General features: G+C 66.3%; 21 protein-coding genes. All 21 read left to right on the top strand.

Translation table 11 applies throughout. The features are described from left to right. Positions 1-1,725: 1,725 nt before the first annotated feature. The 21 genes from AC6I0Y_RS08230 to AC6I0Y_RS08130 all read left to right on the top strand — a co-directional run bounded on the left by AC6I0Y_RS08230 (position 1,726) and on the right by AC6I0Y_RS08130 (position 16,261). The gene (locus tag AC6I0Y_RS08230) at positions 1,726-3,309 is read left to right on the top strand and encodes a uracil-xanthine permease family protein (RefSeq protein WP_497730852.1); all 1,584 of its coding nucleotides are present in this window, start codon (positions 1,726-1,728) and stop codon (positions 3,307-3,309) included. A gap of 1,063 nt (positions 3,310-4,372) precedes the next feature. Then, positions 4,373-5,203, top strand: a complete 831-nt coding sequence (gene rplB / locus AC6I0Y_RS08225; protein WP_497730851.1) for a 50S ribosomal protein L2 — start codon at positions 4,373-4,375, stop codon at positions 5,201-5,203. Between the two features lie 23 nt (positions 5,204-5,226). Continuing rightward, positions 5,227-5,499, top strand: a complete 273-nt coding sequence (gene rpsS, locus AC6I0Y_RS08220; protein ID WP_160710051.1) for a 30S ribosomal protein S19 — start codon at positions 5,227-5,229, stop codon at positions 5,497-5,499. A 14-nt stretch (positions 5,500-5,513) separates the two neighbouring features. Continuing rightward, positions 5,514-5,855, top strand: a complete 342-nt coding sequence (gene rplV, locus AC6I0Y_RS08215) for a 50S ribosomal protein L22 (protein ID WP_160710050.1) — start codon at positions 5,514-5,516, stop codon at positions 5,853-5,855. Positions 5,856-5,858: 3 nt separating this feature from the next. After that, positions 5,859-6,578, top strand: a complete 720-nt coding sequence (gene rpsC / locus AC6I0Y_RS08210; RefSeq protein ID WP_160710049.1) for a 30S ribosomal protein S3 — start codon at positions 5,859-5,861, stop codon at positions 6,576-6,578. Further along, the gene (gene rplP / locus AC6I0Y_RS08205; RefSeq protein WP_016309215.1) at positions 6,579-7,001 is read left to right on the top strand and encodes a 50S ribosomal protein L16; all 423 of its coding nucleotides are present in this window, start codon (positions 6,579-6,581) and stop codon (positions 6,999-7,001) included. Further along, entirely contained in the window at positions 7,001-7,195 is a 195-nt protein-coding gene (gene rpmC, locus AC6I0Y_RS08200) for a 50S ribosomal protein L29 (RefSeq protein WP_160710048.1), read from the top strand. Before rplP ends, rpmC begins: the two co-directional genes overlap by 1 nt. 20 nt (positions 7,196-7,215) lie before the next feature. Then, complete coding sequence (gene rpsQ, locus AC6I0Y_RS08195) at positions 7,216-7,476, top strand: 30S ribosomal protein S17 (protein WP_160710047.1); 261 nt, start codon at positions 7,216-7,218, stop codon at positions 7,474-7,476. 50 nt (positions 7,477-7,526) lie between these two features. Beyond that, positions 7,527-7,895, top strand: a complete 369-nt coding sequence (rplN, locus tag AC6I0Y_RS08190; RefSeq protein ID WP_160710046.1) for a 50S ribosomal protein L14 — start codon at positions 7,527-7,529, stop codon at positions 7,893-7,895. Positions 7,896-7,939: 44 nt separating this feature from the next. Then, positions 7,940-8,263 (top strand): 50S ribosomal protein L24, encoded by a 324-nt coding sequence (gene rplX, locus AC6I0Y_RS08185; RefSeq protein ID WP_160710053.1) that lies wholly within the window; start codon positions 7,940-7,942, stop codon positions 8,261-8,263. A 151-nt stretch (positions 8,264-8,414) separates the two neighbouring features. After that, positions 8,415-8,960, top strand: coding sequence for a 50S ribosomal protein L5 (gene rplE, locus AC6I0Y_RS08180; RefSeq protein WP_160710045.1), 546 nt, complete (start codon positions 8,415-8,417; stop codon positions 8,958-8,960). A 95-nt stretch (positions 8,961-9,055) separates the two neighbouring features. Further along, on the top strand, positions 9,056-9,241 hold the full coding sequence (locus AC6I0Y_RS08175; protein WP_041239446.1) for a type Z 30S ribosomal protein S14: 186 nt from the start codon (positions 9,056-9,058) through the stop codon (positions 9,239-9,241). 102 nt (positions 9,242-9,343) lie between these two features. Next, positions 9,344-9,742: a 30S ribosomal protein S8 gene (rpsH, locus tag AC6I0Y_RS08170; protein WP_160710044.1), complete on the top strand. Its 399-nt coding sequence runs from the start codon at positions 9,344-9,346 to the stop codon at positions 9,740-9,742. 18 nt (positions 9,743-9,760) lie between these two features. Continuing rightward, a complete protein-coding gene (gene rplF, locus AC6I0Y_RS08165; protein WP_160710043.1) occupies positions 9,761-10,300 on the top strand; it encodes a 50S ribosomal protein L6 in 540 nt (179 codons plus the stop codon). Positions 10,301-10,333: 33 nt separating this feature from the next. Further along, positions 10,334-10,702, top strand: a complete 369-nt coding sequence (rplR, locus tag AC6I0Y_RS08160) for a 50S ribosomal protein L18 (protein ID WP_497730843.1) — start codon at positions 10,334-10,336, stop codon at positions 10,700-10,702. Between the two features lie 14 nt (positions 10,703-10,716). Next, entirely contained in the window at positions 10,717-11,241 is a 525-nt protein-coding gene (rpsE, locus tag AC6I0Y_RS08155) for a 30S ribosomal protein S5 (RefSeq protein ID WP_160710041.1), read from the top strand. Positions 11,242-11,246: 5 nt separating this feature from the next. Continuing rightward, complete coding sequence (gene rpmD, locus AC6I0Y_RS08150; protein WP_160710040.1) at positions 11,247-11,438, top strand: 50S ribosomal protein L30; 192 nt, start codon at positions 11,247-11,249, stop codon at positions 11,436-11,438. A gap of 159 nt (positions 11,439-11,597) precedes the next feature. Next, the gene (rplO, locus tag AC6I0Y_RS08145) at positions 11,598-12,047 is read left to right on the top strand and encodes a 50S ribosomal protein L15 (protein ID WP_497730840.1); all 450 of its coding nucleotides are present in this window, start codon (positions 11,598-11,600) and stop codon (positions 12,045-12,047) included. Beyond that, a complete protein-coding gene (gene secY, locus AC6I0Y_RS08140; RefSeq protein ID WP_160710038.1) occupies positions 12,041-13,321 on the top strand; it encodes a preprotein translocase subunit SecY in 1,281 nt (426 codons plus the stop codon). The genes rplO and secY overlap by 7 nt, the downstream gene beginning before the upstream one ends. A 60-nt stretch (positions 13,322-13,381) precedes the next feature. Further along, positions 13,382-14,005 carry an adenylate kinase gene (locus tag AC6I0Y_RS08135; protein ID WP_160710037.1) on the top strand — a complete coding sequence of 208 codons (624 nt, stop codon included), beginning with the start codon at positions 13,382-13,384 and terminating at the stop codon, positions 14,003-14,005. 75 nt (positions 14,006-14,080) lie between these two features. After that, a complete protein-coding gene (locus AC6I0Y_RS08130; protein WP_497730838.1) occupies positions 14,081-16,261 on the top strand; it encodes a cytochrome C oxidase Cbb3 in 2,181 nt (726 codons plus the stop codon). Positions 16,262-16,517 lie beyond the last annotated feature (256 nt).

The following is a 16,517-nucleotide window of genomic DNA, read 5'->3' as shown; positions in this document are numbered from 1 at the left end:
CGACCGCGCTTCGCGGGGCGCGTTGCTCCTGGCCGCGTTCGCGCCGAGGCTGACCACGGCTTTGCCGCCCGGGCTTTCGGCGGTGTCCCCGCATCGCGTTCGCGCCGCCCGGCCGCAAGCCCGCGCCGGCTGCGCTTGTCGCCCCGCGTCTTCGCGCAGGCCTCTCTCTCGTCGAGCCCGTCGTTGCCCCGCGTTCGCGTCGCCCGGCCGCAGCCCTGCCGCCCGGCCCTCGCGGCGCCCCCCCGCACAGCGTTTCGCTCCCGCCGCCGTCCGCGCGCCCGCGCCGCGCCGCGCGGACGAGGCGCCGAGGCCGGCTGCCGTCCTTGTCGCCTGCGCGCCGCGTTCGCATCGGTCGGCCGTGGGCCCGCGTCAGCCGGCTGCGGGGCTGCGTCGGCCGCGCTTTTCGCGTCGTGCCTTCCGCCTCCGCTCGCGTGCGTCTTCGCGTCGGCAGTGCGTCTCGGTCTGGGGCGATGAGGCCGCGCCTCGAGAGGCGTGTTGTCCTTGGCCGCGTTCGCGCCGAGGGCGGCTGTCGCCCGCGCCCCGCGTTCGCGCCGGTCAGTCGCAAGCCCGCGTCAGCCGACCCTCCGCACCGCCTCCGCCTCGCCGGCTTCCCGCCCGCCGCCGCTCGGCGTCGCCCTGCTTTGGCCGGCTCGTCTCCCCGCAAGCTGCCTGGCGGCCTGTTTATAGGGGGGCTGACGCATTGGGCGGAGCGAGAGCGGCGCCTTGCGAGGATCCAGGCGAAAAATGGCCACTTGCTTCGAAATTCCGAGGGTGAATCCGAGAGGCGGGCGTCCGCCGGGGCCCTGCGTGTCGTTTGGCACCAAAAACGGTGCGTTCGTTACACACGTGCGCGTGGGAGACCTGACCAAGGCCGCATCAGCCTCGGAATTTCGAAGCAAGTGGCCAGAAAACGGCAAGTCCTCTGCAATGAGGGGCGCAGGCGGGGCTGCGCCGGCCGCGCTCGCCGCCCCGCGTCTTCGCGCTGGCTCCCCTCTCGCGCCGAGCTCCAGCCGTTGCCCTGCGCTCGCGCCGCCCGGCCGCAGCCTTGCTGCCCGGGCCTTCAACGGTGCCTTCCCGCTGCGTATCGCTGCCGTCCGTCCCCTTGCCGCGCGTCCGCCCGCGCCGCGCGGGCGAGGCGCCGGGCCGGCCGCCGCCCGAGCGCCGCGCTCGTGCCGAGGCCGACTGTCGTCCTCGCCGCCCCGCGCCTTTGCGAAGGCCTCTCGCGAGGAGCCCCGGCCGTTGCCCCGCGCTCGCGCCTCCCCCCCCAGCCTTGCCGCCCGGGCCCTCGGCGGTGCCTTTGCGTCGCGTGGGGGGGAGGGCGCCGCCTTCCGGGCGCATCGCGCTCGATGCTCCTTCCGGGGGCACTGTCCTTCAGCCGCCCGGGCGGCAAATGCCCCCCCTTTTCTGGCGAGCAAACACGGCTCTGCAACCTTTTCCGGTGGGGTTTGGCTTCCTTTTGCGTCGCAAATCCCGCCTTAGCCAGCGCCGACCTGCGAAAACGCTTGGATCTCACCTAGCTGCGTCGCCCTGCGCGCGGAAAAATGTTGCAGAGCCGTGTTTGCTCGCCACGAGATGGGTCCCTTTCGCGCCCGCGCCCTCTGTCGCGCTCACCTTTACAAGCGCGGGTTCTGCCCCGTCGCCTCGCTTGGAGCGACCATGACGTGGTACTATCGCCCACGGCGCCTTCGGGCGCCCGCGAGAGGAACCCACGGGAGCGGAGGACCCATGACCGAGCAGGAGACCATTCCCCAAGACCAGGCTGTCGCCGACGACGCCGCGGCCCCTGGAGCCAAGGCCGTCTATGACGCGCGCAGCCTCGGCGCGCCTCGGATGGCGCTCTTCGGACTCCAGCACATGTTCGCCATGTTCGGCGCCACCATCCTCGTGCCCACGCTGACCGGCCTGTCCGTCTCGGCGACGCTGCTGTTCGCGGGCATCGGCACGCTGCTCTTCCACTTGATTTCGAAGGGTCAGGTGCCGGCATTCCTCGGCTCGTCGTTCGCCTTCATCGCCGGCTACGCGGCTATTGCCCCCAACGGCGAGGCCGAGCTTCTGCCCTACGCCTGCCTGGGCGTCGCCTGCGCGGGTCTGCTCTATCTGGTGCTCTCCGCGCTGTTCCGCGTCTTCGGGCCGTTGCGCGTCATGCGCTTCTTCCCGCCGGTGGTCACCGGCCCCATCGTCATCTCCATCGGGCTTATCCTCGCCTCGTCGGCCATCGCCAACTGCGAGACCAACTGGCCCGTTGCCCTCGTGGCCATCGCTATCATCATCGTGGCCAACATCTGGGGCCGTGGCATGATCCGTATTATCCCCATCCTGCTCGGCGTCATCGGCGCCTATCTGGTGGCGGCCCTCGTGGGCGAGGTCGACTTCGCGCCGGTGGCCGAGGCTGATTGGATCGGCCTGCCGGTGCTGTGGGACAACACGGTGTTCTCCCTCTTCGGACCTGGGTTCAACGCCGGGCTGGCCATCACCGCCATCATCACCATCATGCCGCTCGCCTTCGCCACCATGATCGAGCACATCGGTGACATGTCGGCCATCAGCTCCACCTGCGGCCGCAACTACATCGCCAACCCCGGCCTGCACCGCACGCTCCTCGGCGACGGCCTGGCCACCATCCTGGCGTCGCTGTTCGGCGCGCCGGCCAACACCACCTACGGCGAGAACACCGGCGTGCTCGCCCTCACCCGCGTCTTTGACCCGCGCGTCGTGCGTCTGGCGGCGCTGTTCGCCATCGTGTTCTCGTTCTGCCCCAAGTTCGCGGCCGTCATCGCCGCCATGCCCGCCTGTGTCATCGGCGGCGTCTCGCTCGTGCTCTACGGCATGATCTCGGCGGTGGGCATCCGCAACCTCGTGGAGAACCACGTCGACTTCACCCGCAGCCGCAACGTGCTCATCACGGCCATCGTGCTCGTGCTGTCCCTCGGCATCGCCTACAGCGCGAGCGGGGCTGTCACCATCGTGGTCGCCGGTGTGACCATCGGGTTCTCCGGCCTGGCCGTGGGCTCGGTGGCCGGCATCCTGCTCAACGTGGTGCTGCCCGACGACGGCGCGCCCACCGCGGCTGCCGTCGAGGAGCTGGCCGCCCAGCCTGCCAGCCGCCCCCTCAAGCGCGGCGAGGCCGTCGCGGCAGGGGAGGGCGCGCTCGCGGACGAGACTGCCGCTGCGGGCGTCGCCGCCTCCGGGGCCGTGGCCGGCACGGAGGCCGGTGTCGTTGCCGCCGGCGGCGAGACCGCGCCCGCCGCGTCTGCGGACGGCGCGCCCCGTGCCCTCGAGGACGAGCTGGAAAACGAGCGCATCGGCTAGTCGGCGGCCGCCTTGCGCGCGGTTGTTGCCGGAACGGCGCCTGCACTTGGTGGGCCGCCGCCTTGGGCGCCCCCTGCCGCCCTTCTGATCTCGGCGGCCGCCCCGCGCGCTCCCGGAGGGCGTGTGCTGATTGGCGGTTTCATATCCAATCTGGCGAGCTATCCGAGCCAAAGGCCCTCCGATTTCCCGGAATCGGAGGGCCTTGGTCGTTCGCTCAAAGCGCGACCTGGCCTTTTGCCGCCACTCGCGCTCAAGCGGCCCTACTCCGTCTCGGATAACTCGCCAAATTGGATACGAAACGGCGAGAGGGCTGCACTGCTCCCCGTCCAAGTCAGCCTGCCGCTTTTGCGCGTCCGTTACGCGACCGCCGCAGGCCCCCCGTCTCGCACTCCGTGCTCGCGCCCCCCCCGTCTCGCACTCCGTGCTCGCGCCCGCCTCTTCCCACGCCATGCCGCGCCGCATTCCCAAGAACGAGCGCGGCAATTGGCGTGCAAACTGGCCAAAAGCGCCGAAATTCCGAGGCAGATGGCGTTGATTTGGGGTCAGAGCGCCTCTTTCGTCGTTGGGTAAAAAGCGCGACCTGGGGTTTTGCGGGCTCGCTGCTCGATGAGACGCCCGAGGACCTCGGAATTTCGACGCTTTTGGCCAGTTTCGCGGGGTAATCTTGCACGACCCCCCTCGACCCCGCAACCTTCTGCGCGCTCGGCTCCGCCCCCCCGGCCCCCCCACCCCCCCATCCCCCCCATCCCCCCCATCCCCCCATGTGCGCAAAATGTGTGGCCAGTTCACACCCCAAATTCACTCTTGAATCCACCATTCCGCGCGGATATAATGTCTCTTTGCGTCTGCTCGTGTATAGATACACCCGGACGCGTGGTTAGGCGGAGTCGAGGCCCCGAGCCTCCCTCGGAGCCCGTTCGGCAATCGCCTGGCCACGGAATACAGAGGAGGCTCCTGGTGTGCGGAGAGGCGCGCGAGCAGGAACCTCGAAGGAAGGGCGATCTCCGGAGACGCCTGCCGTTACCAGGCACGACCCGGCGCGATGCCCCCAGGAAGGAAAGAAATGGGAGTAAAACAGTACAAGCCGACCAGCCCCGGCCGACGCTTCCAGACGGTCTCCGACTTCGCGGAGATCACCACGTCTAAGCCGGAGAAGTCGCTGCTGGCCCCGAAGCCGAAGAAGGCGGGACGCAACAACAACGGCCGCATCACCACCCGTCACCAGGGTGGCGGCACGAAGCAGCGCTACCGCATCATCGACTTCAAGCGCAACAAGGACGGCGTGCCGGCCAAGGTCGCGACCATCGAGTACGACCCCAACCGCTCCGCCCGCATCGCCCTGCTCCACTACGTGGACGGCGAGAAGCGCTACATCATCCACCCGAAGGGCCTGAAGGTGGGCGACATGGTCATGAGCGGCCCCGAGGCTGACATCAAGCCCGGCAACGCGCTGCCCCTGGCCAACATCCCCGTGGGTACCCTCGTCCACAACGTGGAGCTCCAGCCGGGCAAGGGCGCCGCTATCGCCCGCTCCGCCGGCACCTCCATTCAGCTGATGGGCAAGGAGGGCAACTACGCCATCCTCCGCATGCCCTCCTCCGAGATGCGTCGCGTGCTCATCACCTGCCGCGCCACCATCGGCGAGGTCGGCAACGCCGAGCACTCCAACATCAAGGTGGGCAAGGCTGGCCGCAACCGCTGGAAGGGCATCCGTCCCTCCGTCCGCGGTACCGTCATGAACCCGGTCGACCATCCGCACGGCGGCGGCGAGGGCAAGAACAAGTCCGCTGGCCGTCACCCGGTCACCCCGTGGGGCGTTCCCACCAAGGGCCATCGCACCCGCAACCCCAAGAAGGCCTCCAGCCGCCTCATCATCCGTCGTCGCAAGAAGTAGCGCGGAAGCATTAAGGAGCAATAGTGAGCAGAAGTCTGAAAAAGGGTCCTTTCGTAGAGCCGCGCCTTCTCGCCCGTATCGAGGCTATGAACGCGGCCGGCGAAAAGAACGTCATCAAGACCTGGTCTCGTGCCAGCACCATCTTCCCGGACATGGTGGGCCACACCATCGCCGTGCACGATGGCCGCAAGCACGTGCCGGTTTACGTTACCGAATCCATGGTCGGCCACAAGCTGGGCGAGTTCGCGCCTACGCGTACCTTCAAGGGTCATTCCGCCGACAAGGGCAAGCGATAGGATAGGGGTGAAGAATGGAAGTTAGAGCAGTAGCGCGCTACGTTCGCGTCTCCCCCCGCAAGGCACGCATCGTCGTTGACCAGGTGCGTGGCAAGTCCGTCGAGCAGGCCCGCGAGATTCTCGCATTCACCAACCGCGCCGTGGCCGAGACCGTCGAGAAGACGCTGAACTCCGCCGTGGCCAACGCCGAGCACAACAATCACCTGCGCGCCGACACGCTGGTGGTGAAGGCCGCCTATGTGGACGAGGGTCCCACGCTCAAGCGTATCCGCCCCCGCGCCAAGGGCTCCGCGTCTCGCATCCGCAAGCGCACCAGCCACATCACCATCGTCGTCGCTCCGCGAGAGGAGGCCTAAAGCATGGGCCAGAAAGTAAGCCCCACCGGGTTCCGCCTCGGCATCACCGAGGATTGGCGCAGCCGCTGGTACGCCGGCAAGGACTACGCCAAGACCCTTGAGAACGACCTTGCCATCCGCAAGTTCCTCGACAAGTACCTGGCCCGCGCCGCCGTCTCCAAGATCGAGATCGAGCGCGCCGGCGACAAGATCAAGGTCATCGTCACCACCGCCCGTCCCGGCGTGGTGATCGGCAAGAAGGGCGCCGAGATCGACGCCCTGCGCAAGAAGCTCGAGAAGGTCGCCAACGGCCCCGTCTCCGTCGAGGTCGTCGAGATCAAGCGCCCCGAGCTCGATGCCGCCCTCATCGCCCAGTCCGTCGCCGAGCAGCTCGAGGGCCGCGTGGCCTTCCGCCGCGCCATGCGCAAGGCCGTCCAGTCGGCCCGCAAGTCCGGCGCCAAGGGCATCCGCATCCAGTGCTCCGGCCGCCTCGGCGGCGCGGAGATGAGCCGCCGCGAGTGGTACCGCGAGGGTCGCGTGCCGCTGCACACCCTGCGTGCGAAGATCGACTACGGCTTCGCCACCGCCGCCACCACCATGGGCTCCATCGGCGTCCAGGTGTGGGTGTACCACGGCGACATGCTTCCCGGCCAGAAGGCTCCCCAGCCGGCGCTCGAGGGCAGCTCTCGCCCGAGCCGCGGCCGTCGCAATGATCGTGACCGTAACGAGAGGGGGCAGAAGTAAATGCTCGTACCCAAGCGCGTCAAGCACCGCAAGGTGCAGCGTGGTTCCATGAAGGGCAAGGCCAAGGGTGGCACGCGCCTGAACCACGGTGAGTACGGTATCCAGGCCCTCGAGGCTCACTGGATCACCAACCGTCAGATCGAGGCTGCTCGTATCGCCATGACCCGCCACATGAAGCGTGGCGGCAAGGTGTGGATCACGATCTTCCCCGACAAGCCCATCACCTCCAAGCCCGCCGAGACCCGCATGGGCTCCGGTAAGGGCAACCCCGAGGGCTGGGTGGCTGTCGTGAAGCCGGGCCGCATCATGTTCGAGATCGCCGGCGTGGACGATGAGACCGCCCGCGAGGCTCTGCGCCTGGCCATCAACAAGCTGCCCATCAAGTGCAAGATCGTCACTCGTGAAACGGAGGGGCAGCAATAATGAAAGCAGCAGAGATCCGTGAACTTTCTGCCGAGGACCTGCAGGCCAAGCTGAAGGAGGCCCGCGCGGAGCTGTTCAACCTGCGCTTCCAGATGGCCACCAGCCAGCTCGACAACACCGCCCGTGTCAAGCAGGTCAAGAAGGACATCGCGCGCATCCAGACCGAGATGCGTGCTCGCGAGCTGAGCGCGTAGCTTAGGAAAGGGTGTTGAATATGACTGATGAGCGCAATCTGCGTAAGGTCCGTCAGGGCATCGTCGTCAGCGATGCCAACGACAAGACCATCGTCGTGGCGATCAAGGAGCGCAAGCCCCATCCGGTGTACGGCAAGATGATCACCTCCACGAAGAAGTTCCATGCCCATGACGAGAACAACGAGGCCGGCGTCGGCGACACCGTTCAGATCATGGAGACGCGTCCGCTGTCCAAGATGAAGCGCTGGCGCCTGGTGAAGATCGTAGAGAAGGCCAAGTAGCTTACCGGCTCCGCCAAGCTACCTACTAGTGAGAAAGATAGGTTAGAGCAATGATTCAGATGCAAACCATGCTCGCGGTGGCCGATAACTCCGGCGCTCGCAAGGTGCAGTGCATCAAGGTCCTCGGCGGCTCCAAGCGCCGCTACGCGGGCCTCGGTGACGTGATCATCTGCAGCGTCAAGGAGGCTATGCCCAACGGTAACGTCAAGAAGGGCGAGGTCGTTCGCTGCGTGGTCGTGCGCGTGAAGAAGGAGGTCCGTCGCGCCGACGGCTCCTACATCCGCTTCGACCAGAACGCCTGCGTGCTGATCAACAACGACGGCGCGCCGCGCGGTACGCGCATCTTCGGGCCCGTGGCCCGCGAGCTGCGCGACAAGAAGTACATGAAGATCGTGTCTCTGGCACCTGAGACGCTGTAGAGGAGGTGTCCAGATTGACTAAGGCTCAGCAGAAGAAGCACAAGATGACCATCCGCCGCGGCGACACCGTCAAGGTGATCTCCGGCAAGGACAAGGGCAAGCAGGGCAAGGTCCTGCGCTGCATCCCCGAGAAGCAGCGCGTGGTCGTGGAGAAGGTCAACTTCATGAAGAAGGCCATGCGCCCGACCCAGCAGAACCCCCAGGGCGGCATCTCCACCATCGAGGCTCCCATCCACGTGTCCAACGTGATGCTCGTCTGCCCCGCCTGCGGCGAGGCCACCCGCGTGGCCCGTCGTCGTGAGGAGGACGGCAAGCTCGTGCGCGTGTGCAAGAAGTGCGGCAAGGACATCCCTGCCGTTCAGGACTAGCGCCAATCGCGGGGCTTGACCGACGGGGCGTACTCCGGTAACGTTCCCCAGTCGGGCGCCCCGCGCCCCATGGCCCTGGCGTAAGGACGCGCCGGGGACGCAGGGTCGGAAATCCTGCGTTTAATTCATCGTAGAGAGGTTGAGAGAGACTATGGCTCCTCGTCTGAAGGAAAAGTACAAGAACGAGATCGTTCCCAAGCTCGAGTCCGAGCTGAACATCCCCAACATCAACGAGGTTCCGCGCCTCGAGAAGATCGTGGTCAACATGGGCGTCGGCGCCGCTGCCGGCGACTCCAAGCTGCTCGACGCCGCCATGGCCGACATGCGCGTCATCACCGGCCAGCAGCCCTGCGTCACCCGCGCCAAGAAGTCCATCGCCGGCTTCCACGTGCGCGAGGGCCAGGCCATCGGCTGCAAGGTGACCCTGCGCGGCGACCGCATGTGGGAGTTCCTCGACCGCCTGCTGGCCACCGCCCTGCCGCGCGTGCGCGACTTCCGCGGCATCTCGCCGACGAGCTTCGACGGCCGCGGCAACTACACGCTCGGCATTACCGAGCAGCTGATCTTCCCCGAGATCGACTACGACAAGATCGACCGCACCCGTGGCATGGACATCACCTTCGTCACCACCGCGGGTGACAACGACGGTGCCTTCGCGCTGCTTTCCGCGCTGGGCTTCCCGTTCAAGAGCAAGTAAAACAAGCCGGCCGCCTCACGGGCGGCCCGCTTGCGTAACCTCAGGCAAAGGCCCGCTGGGGAAAGCGGGCTCAAGCATAAGAAAGAAGGAAATGCATGGCTAAGAAATCGATGATCGCCAAGGCCAAGCGCGAGCCGAAGTTCTCGACGCGTCAGCACAACCGCTGCACGCGTTGCGGGCGTCCCCGTGCTTACTACCGCAAGTTCGGCCTGTGCCGCGTCTGCTTGCGCGAACTGGCCAACAAAGGCGAGCTGCCCGGCGTGACCAAGTCCTCCTGGTAAGACTGGAAAACGCTTTGGGTGTGCCGGCGTGAAAGGCGGAGGCGCTATGGGCGCTGACGAACCGAACGTTCGGCTCATCACGGATCAAAGGAGAAACACAAAATGACAATGACCGATCCCATCGCAGATATGCTTACGCGCGTGCGTAACGCCCAGTCTGCCGGCAAGGAAACGGTGTCCATGCCCACGAGCAAGAAGCTCGTCGAGATCGCCCGCATCATGGAGCAGGAGGGCTACATCCGCTCCTACCAGGTGATCGACGGCGAGCCCCGCGGCTCCCTTGAGATCACCCTCAAGTACGGCCCGAAGAAGGCCAAGATCATCCGCGGCATCAAGCGCATCTCGAAGCCCGGCCTGCGCATCTACGCCGGCAAGGACGAGCTGCCCCGCGTGCTCGGCGGCCTTGGCACCGCCATCATCTCGACGTCCAACGGCGTGATGACCGACCGCGACGCCCGCAAGAAGGGCGTCGGCGGCGAGGTCATCGCGTACCTCTGGTAGGAAAGGAAGGGAATCAGCATGTCTCGTATCGGCAAGATGCCCATCGCCGTTCCTGCTGGCGTCGACGTGACCATCGACGGCACCACCGTGACGGCCAAGGGCCCGAAGGGCGAGCTCACCCGCACCTTCCAGCCCATGATGACCATTACCCGCGAGGGCGATGAGATCATCGTCACCCGCCCGGACGACTCCCGCGAGGCCAAGGCCTTCCACGGCCTGACCCGCACCCTCATCCACAACATGGTGGAGGGCGTGTCCGCCGGGTTCACCAAGAAGCTCCAGCTCGTGGGCGTCGGCTACCGTGCCGCGCTCAAGGGCAAGGATCTGGAGATGCAGCTGGGCTACTCCCACCCCGTGCTGGTCGAGGCCCCGGAGGGCATCACCTTCGAGGTTCCCAGCCAGACCGAGATCGTCGTGACCGGCCCCTCCAAGGAGCAGGTCGGCCAGGTTGCCGCCAACATCCGCAAGTGGCGTAAGCCGGAGCCCTACAAGGGCAAGGGCATTCGCTACGAGGGCGAGCATGTCCGCCGCAAGGTCGGCAAGGCCGGCAAGGACTAAGCGCGTTTCGGCATCTGATTCGAAGGGATAATCATGAACAAGCTTCAGAAAAAGCAAGCCGGGCTGCGCCGCCGCCACCGTCGCGTGCGCGGCAAGATCTCCGGCACCCCCACGCGGCCCCGTATGTGCGTCACCCGCAGCAACTCCAACATCTACGTGCAGGTGATCGACGACGTCGCCCATCGCACCCTCTGCGCTGCCTCCACCCTCGGCCCGGACTTCAAGGCCCAGGGCAAGAGCGGCGCCACCGTGGAGGGCGCTGCCGTCCTCGGCGACATCATCGGCAAGAAGGCACTGGAAATCGGCGTGACGGAAGTTGTTTTCGACCGTGGCGGCCACCTGTATCACGGACGCGTCAAGGCCCTGGCCGACGCCGCCCGTGAAGCGGGTCTGAAATTCTAGAAGGGGTTAAGCTTATGGCTCGTAACAACAGACAGCAGGAGAGCTCCGTTCCCGAGCTCCAGGAGCGCGTCGTCTACATCAACCGCGTGTCCAAGGTGGTCAAGGGCGGCCGCCGCTTCGCCCTGACGGCCCTCGTGGTCGTCGGCGACGGCAACGGCCGCGTCGGCGTGGGCATGGGCAAGTCCCAGGAGGTTCCCACCGCCATCAAGAAGGGCGTCGAGGACGCGAAGAAGAACATGTTCACCGTGGCCCTCACCCCCGAGAAGACCGTGCCGCACGAGATTCTCGGCGAGTACGGCGCCGGCCGCGTGCTCATCAAGCCGGCCGTTCCCGGCACCGGCGTTATGGCCGGCGGCCCGGTGCGTGCCATCATGGAGCTCGCCGGCGTCCAGGACGTCATCACCAAGTCCCTGGGCACCTCTAACGCCATGAACATCGTCAAGGCCGCGGCCGAGGGCCTCAAGGGCCTCGAGACCCCGCAGGAGGTCGCCGCCCGCCGTGACCTGTCCGTGGCCGAGATCTTCGGCTGGAAGGAGTAGCTCCCATGGCAGACGTTAAGAAGACCCTGCGCGTCACCCAGGTGAAGAGCGCGGTGGGCCGCCCCGCCGACCAGGGCAAGACCCTCAAGGCGCTCGGCCTCGGCAAGATCGGCCGCACCGTCGAGCAGGTGGACAACGAGTCCGTCCGCGGCATGCTCTTCAAGGTGAAGCACCTCGTCACCGTCGAGGAGATCTAGACCCTCGCTTGAGCGTGCGGTCTCAGATATAATTGACAATCGGCGTGCCCGTTTTTCGCGGGTGCGCCGTTGCCATGATAGAAGGAAGTTTGCCGGCGGCGAGCTGCCGGCCCCGGGCGGGGGAGTCCGCCCGGAAGCGAAACGAAGGAGAAACAACTCATGGAACTCAAGGATCTCACCCCTGCCGAGGGCTCTACCAAGGCCCGCAAGCGCGTCGGCCGCGGCGGTGCCTCCGGCACCGGCAAGACCGCCGGTCGCGGCCTGAACGGCCAGAAGTCCCGCGCTGGCGGCGGTAAGGGCGCCGGCTTCGAGGGCGGCCAGACCCCGCTCGCGCGCCGTCTTCCCAAGCTGCCCGGCTTCCGCAACATCAACCGCGTGGAGTACCTGCCCGTCAACGTCAAGCGCCTCGAGGAGAAGTACGAGGCCGGCGAGGTCGTCGACGGCGAGTCCCTCAAGGCCAAGGGCATCATCAAGCATGCCGACGCCCTCGTGAAGGTGCTCGGCGACGGTGAGCTTACCAAGGCCCTCACCGTGCGCGTCGATAAGGTGTCCGTCTCCGCCAAGGCCAAGATCGAGGCGGCCGGAGGAAAGGTCGAGGAGCCTTGCTAAGCTCAATCCTTGACGCGCTGAAAGTTCCGGAGCTCCGTAAGAAGATCCTGTTCACGCTGGCCATCCTGGCGCTGTACCGCTTCGGCGCCTACGTGCCGGTGCCGGGCATCCCGTTCCACGAGTTCGCCACGGCCTTCTCCGATACCGGGGTGGCCATGACGATGCTCGACCTGTTCACGGGCGGCGCCCTCTCGAACTTCTCGGTGTTCTCCCTGGGCATCATGCCCTATATCACCGCGTCCATCATCATGCAGCTGATGCAGGGCGTCATCCCCGCCGTGGGCCGCTGGGCCCGCGAGGGCGACGCCGGGCGTCGCAAGATCACGCAGGTCACCCGCTACCTCACGCTGGGCCTGGGCCTCATCAACGCCATCGGCTACCTCCTGCTGTTCAAGTCTCCCGCCTACGGCGTGGTCTTCAGCCCCGAGGTGCCCGAGATCGTGACCGACCTCATCATCGTGTTCACGCTCGTGGCCGGCACGGCCTTCATCATGTGGATGGGCGAGCTCATCACCCAGCGCGGCATCGGCAACGGCATGTCGCTCATCATCTTCGTGAGCATCGTGTCCCGCGTGCCGTCCGCCATCTTCTCGTCGGTGAACCTGACGGCTGACATGGGCATGGGCATCGCGCTCACCATCCTCATCGTGGCGGTGGTGCTCGTGTGCATCCCGCTCATCATCTTCGTGGAGCGCGCGCAGCGCCGCATCCCCGTCAACTACGCCAAGCGCGTGCAGGGACGCAAGATGATGGGTGGCCAGTCCACCTACATCCCGCTCAAGGTGAACGCGGCCGGCGTCATCCCCATCATCTTCGCGAGCTGCATCATCTACTTCCCGGCGCAGCTGGCGGCCATCTTCAACGTCGACTGGCTCACGGGCTTTGCCGACGCGGTCTCCACGGGCTGGGTCAACTGGATTCTCACCGTGCTGCTCATCGTGTTCTTCGCCTACTTCTACACCTCCATGGTGTTTAACCCGGAGGAGACGGCGGATAACATCCGCAAGCAGGGCGGCTTCATCCCGGGCGTGCGTCCGGGCACGGCCACGGTGACCTACATCAAGAACGTGATCAACCGCGTGACGCTGCCGGGCGGCCTGTTCATCGCCTGCATCGCCGTCATTCCGACGATCATCTTCTTCTTCACGGGCAACCAGCTCATCCAGGCCTTCGGCGGCACGTCCATCCTCATCATGATCGGCGTGGCCCTCGACACCATGAGCAAGATCGAGTCCCAGCTGAAGATGCACAACTACGACGGCTTCTTCAAGTAATGACGATCCGCTCGTCCGGGGGAGGGCGGGCGGATCTCCTTCTGAGAGGAAAGGACTGCCATGAACATCGTTCTTCTGGGCGCTCCCGGCGCCGGCAAGGGCACGCAGGCGGCTAAGCTCATCGAGGAGTACAACCTGCCGCACATCTCCACCGGCGACATGCTCCGCGCGGCGGTGAAGGCCGGCACCGAGCTTGGCCTCAAGGCCAAGGGCTACATGGATGCCGGCGACCTCGTGCCCGACGACGTCATCATCGGCCTGGTCACCGAGCGCCTGCAGGAGCCCGACACCGAGGCTGGCTTCATCCTGGACGGCTTCCCGCGCACCTCGGCCCAGGCCGTGGCGCTTGACGCGGAGCTCTCCAAGCTGGAGCGCCCGCTCGACGCGGCCCTGCTCATCGACGTCGACCCCGAGGTCATCGTGGGTCGCCTGTGCTCCCGTCGCATGTGCCGCGAGTGCGGTCACATCGGCACTGTCGCCGACGCGACGTGCCCCAAGTGCGGCGGCGAGATGTACCAGCGCGACGACGACAACGAGGCTACGGTGCGCAACCGCCTCGACGTCTACGAGAAGTCCACGAGCCCGCTCATCGACTACTACCGAGGCTGCGAGCTGCTCGTCACCATCGACGGCGACCGCGACCCTGACGTGGTGTACGCCGACGTCAAAGAGGCCCTGGCCTAAGACCCGGCCGCTTCCATCGTCCTATGAGGGGGACCTGTCATCCGGCAGGTCCCCCTTTCGTCTATAATCCAGCGTATGCCAACCGTCAGGGACAACATCGCCTACGCCTACGGCCGCGTCCGCGCGGCGCACGGGCGCGCGCTCGCGCACGCGCTGCGCGTGGCTACGGTGCTCGTGGCCCTCGCGGTCGCGCTTGAGGTCTTCGTCTTCAACTTCAACTACTTTGCCTCGGCCGGCTACGACCCCATCAACCTGAAGAGCCGCATCACGCTGCCCTACGACCGCGACGACGACCTGTTCAGCCTCACGGCGGTCAACCACACCATGGAGTTCTCCGACCTCAACACGAAGGTCAACAACATCCGCATCGACTTCGACTCCGACCAGCCGGCGCAGAACCTGGCCATCAAGATCCAGTTCACCGACGAGGCGCACCAGACGTACTTCGACTCCACGGAGTACACGGTGGGCGTGCCGGTGACCTCGGTGTCCACCATGTCCACGCAGAGCGAGTACCTCAACCTCAACACCGCGGGCTACGTCGACAACCTGCGGATCGAGGTGGTGGGGGAGGACACGCGCTATCCGATCAAGCTGTGGACGGTCTCGCTCAACGCCCACCACCCCTTCGACTTCAACCTGACGCGCTTCGCCTGGACGGTGGGCATCCTGGCGCTCGTGTACCTGTTCCGGCCTAAGTCGGCCATCTACCGCATCAACATCGTGGAGAACCCGCGCCGCTCGAAGGCGGGGATCATCGCGGCCGTGGCCGTGGAGCTTGCGCTGGTGAGCGCGTTTCTCTTCTACGGGTCGAACCTCGTGGGCGTGGCCACCTCCTCCTACAACTACGGATCATGGGACGGCAAGAGCATCGTCAACGTCTACGAGACCGGCGGCGAGAACGCCCAGCAGTACGCCGAGCTCGCGCGCGCCTTCGCCAAGGGCCAGCTCTACCTGGACGAGGAGCCGCCCGAGTGGCTCAAGGCCATGGACGACCCCTACGACAAGGGCGCCCGCGACGAGGCGCAGAAGGAGACGGGCGAGCCGTACCTCTTTGACGTGGCCTATCATGACGGGCACTACTACGTGTACTTCGGCGTGGTGCCGGTGCTGCTGTTCTACCTGCCGTTCTACCTGCTGACGGGCTTGAACTTCCCGACGGCCATCGGCGTGCTCGTGGCGGCGCTCGCCTTCGTGCTGGGTTGCTCGGCGCTGCTCGACCGGTTCGCGCGCTACCATTTCAAATCGGTCTCGCTCGGGCTCTACCTGCTGCTCCAGGTGCCGCTCGTGTTCTGCTGCGGCATCCTCTACCTGGTGAAGTTCCCCACGTTCTACTCGCTGCCCATCATGTGCGGGCTGGCGTTCTCGGTGTGGGGGCTCTATTGCTGGATGAGGGGGCGGCTCTCGCGCCATGCCTGCGCATGGTACTTCGCCGGCTCGCTCTGCATGGCGCTCGTGGCCGGCTGCCGTCCGCAGCTGCTGGCGCTGTCGCTTCTGGCCTTCCCGCTGTTCTGGCGCTCCTACGTCACCGAGCGACGCCTGCTCACTCCGGTCGGCGCCCGCGAGTTCGCCTGCCTGGTGGCGCCGTATGTCATCGTGGCGGCGGGCATCATGGGCTACAACTACGCGCGCTTCGGGTCGGTCACCGACTTCGGTGCCAACTACAACCTGACGGTCAACGACATGACCAAGCGCGGCATGAACGTCGGCCGCCTCGCGCCGGCCTTCTTCGCCTACTTCCTTCAGCCGCCCTGCGTGACGGGCGTGTTCCCGTACCTCCAGCCGGAGCCCTTCGACACCACCTACATGGGGCAGACCATCCGCGAAGTCACCTTCGGCGGCATCTTCGCCTGCCTGCCGGTGCTGTGGGTGCTCGCGTTCGCGCGGCGCATCCTGCTCATGCGCTACCGCCAGCGTGCCACGCGCACCATCTGGGGCGTCATCGTGGTGCTCTTGGTCTCCGGCGTCATCGTGGCCCTGCTCGACGCGGAGATGGCTGGCATCCTTCAGCGCTACTACGCGGATTTCAGCTTCATGTTCCTAGCCGCCACGGTGCTGCTGCTGTTCGTCGTCAACGAGAACCTGGCGCCCGGCACCGTCGCGCGCGACCTCTTGCTCAAGGTGCTCATCGTGATGGTGGCCGTGTCGCTGCTCTACAGCACGCTGTTGTGCTTCGTGCCAGAGACGGGCTGGTACTCCGACATCTACCCCTGGGCCTACCAGGACGTCATCGAGATGGCGCAGTTCTGGACCTAGGCGGACGAGCGCGCGGGCGCGTGGGGCGCTGGGGCGCGCTGGGGCGGCGGGCATGGGTGCTCGGGTGCGGGTGCGCGTTGGTGCGGCGCTGCCGTGTGCAGCGGGCGCGCGGGGGTGCGTGCGGGCTGCTGCGTTCGTTTCTGCACAGTTTCTTCGAGTTTGTGACAAGAAGCCACGAGCCCTTCCAACGGGCTTACGCTGCGTGCCTGGTCAAAATGATACTGAGGCAAGGATATACAAGCCGAGGGCGGTGCCG

Source organism: Adlercreutzia sp. St.1H8 (assembly GCF_059728655.1).
This window is presented reverse-complemented; position numbering and strand designations above follow the sequence as displayed.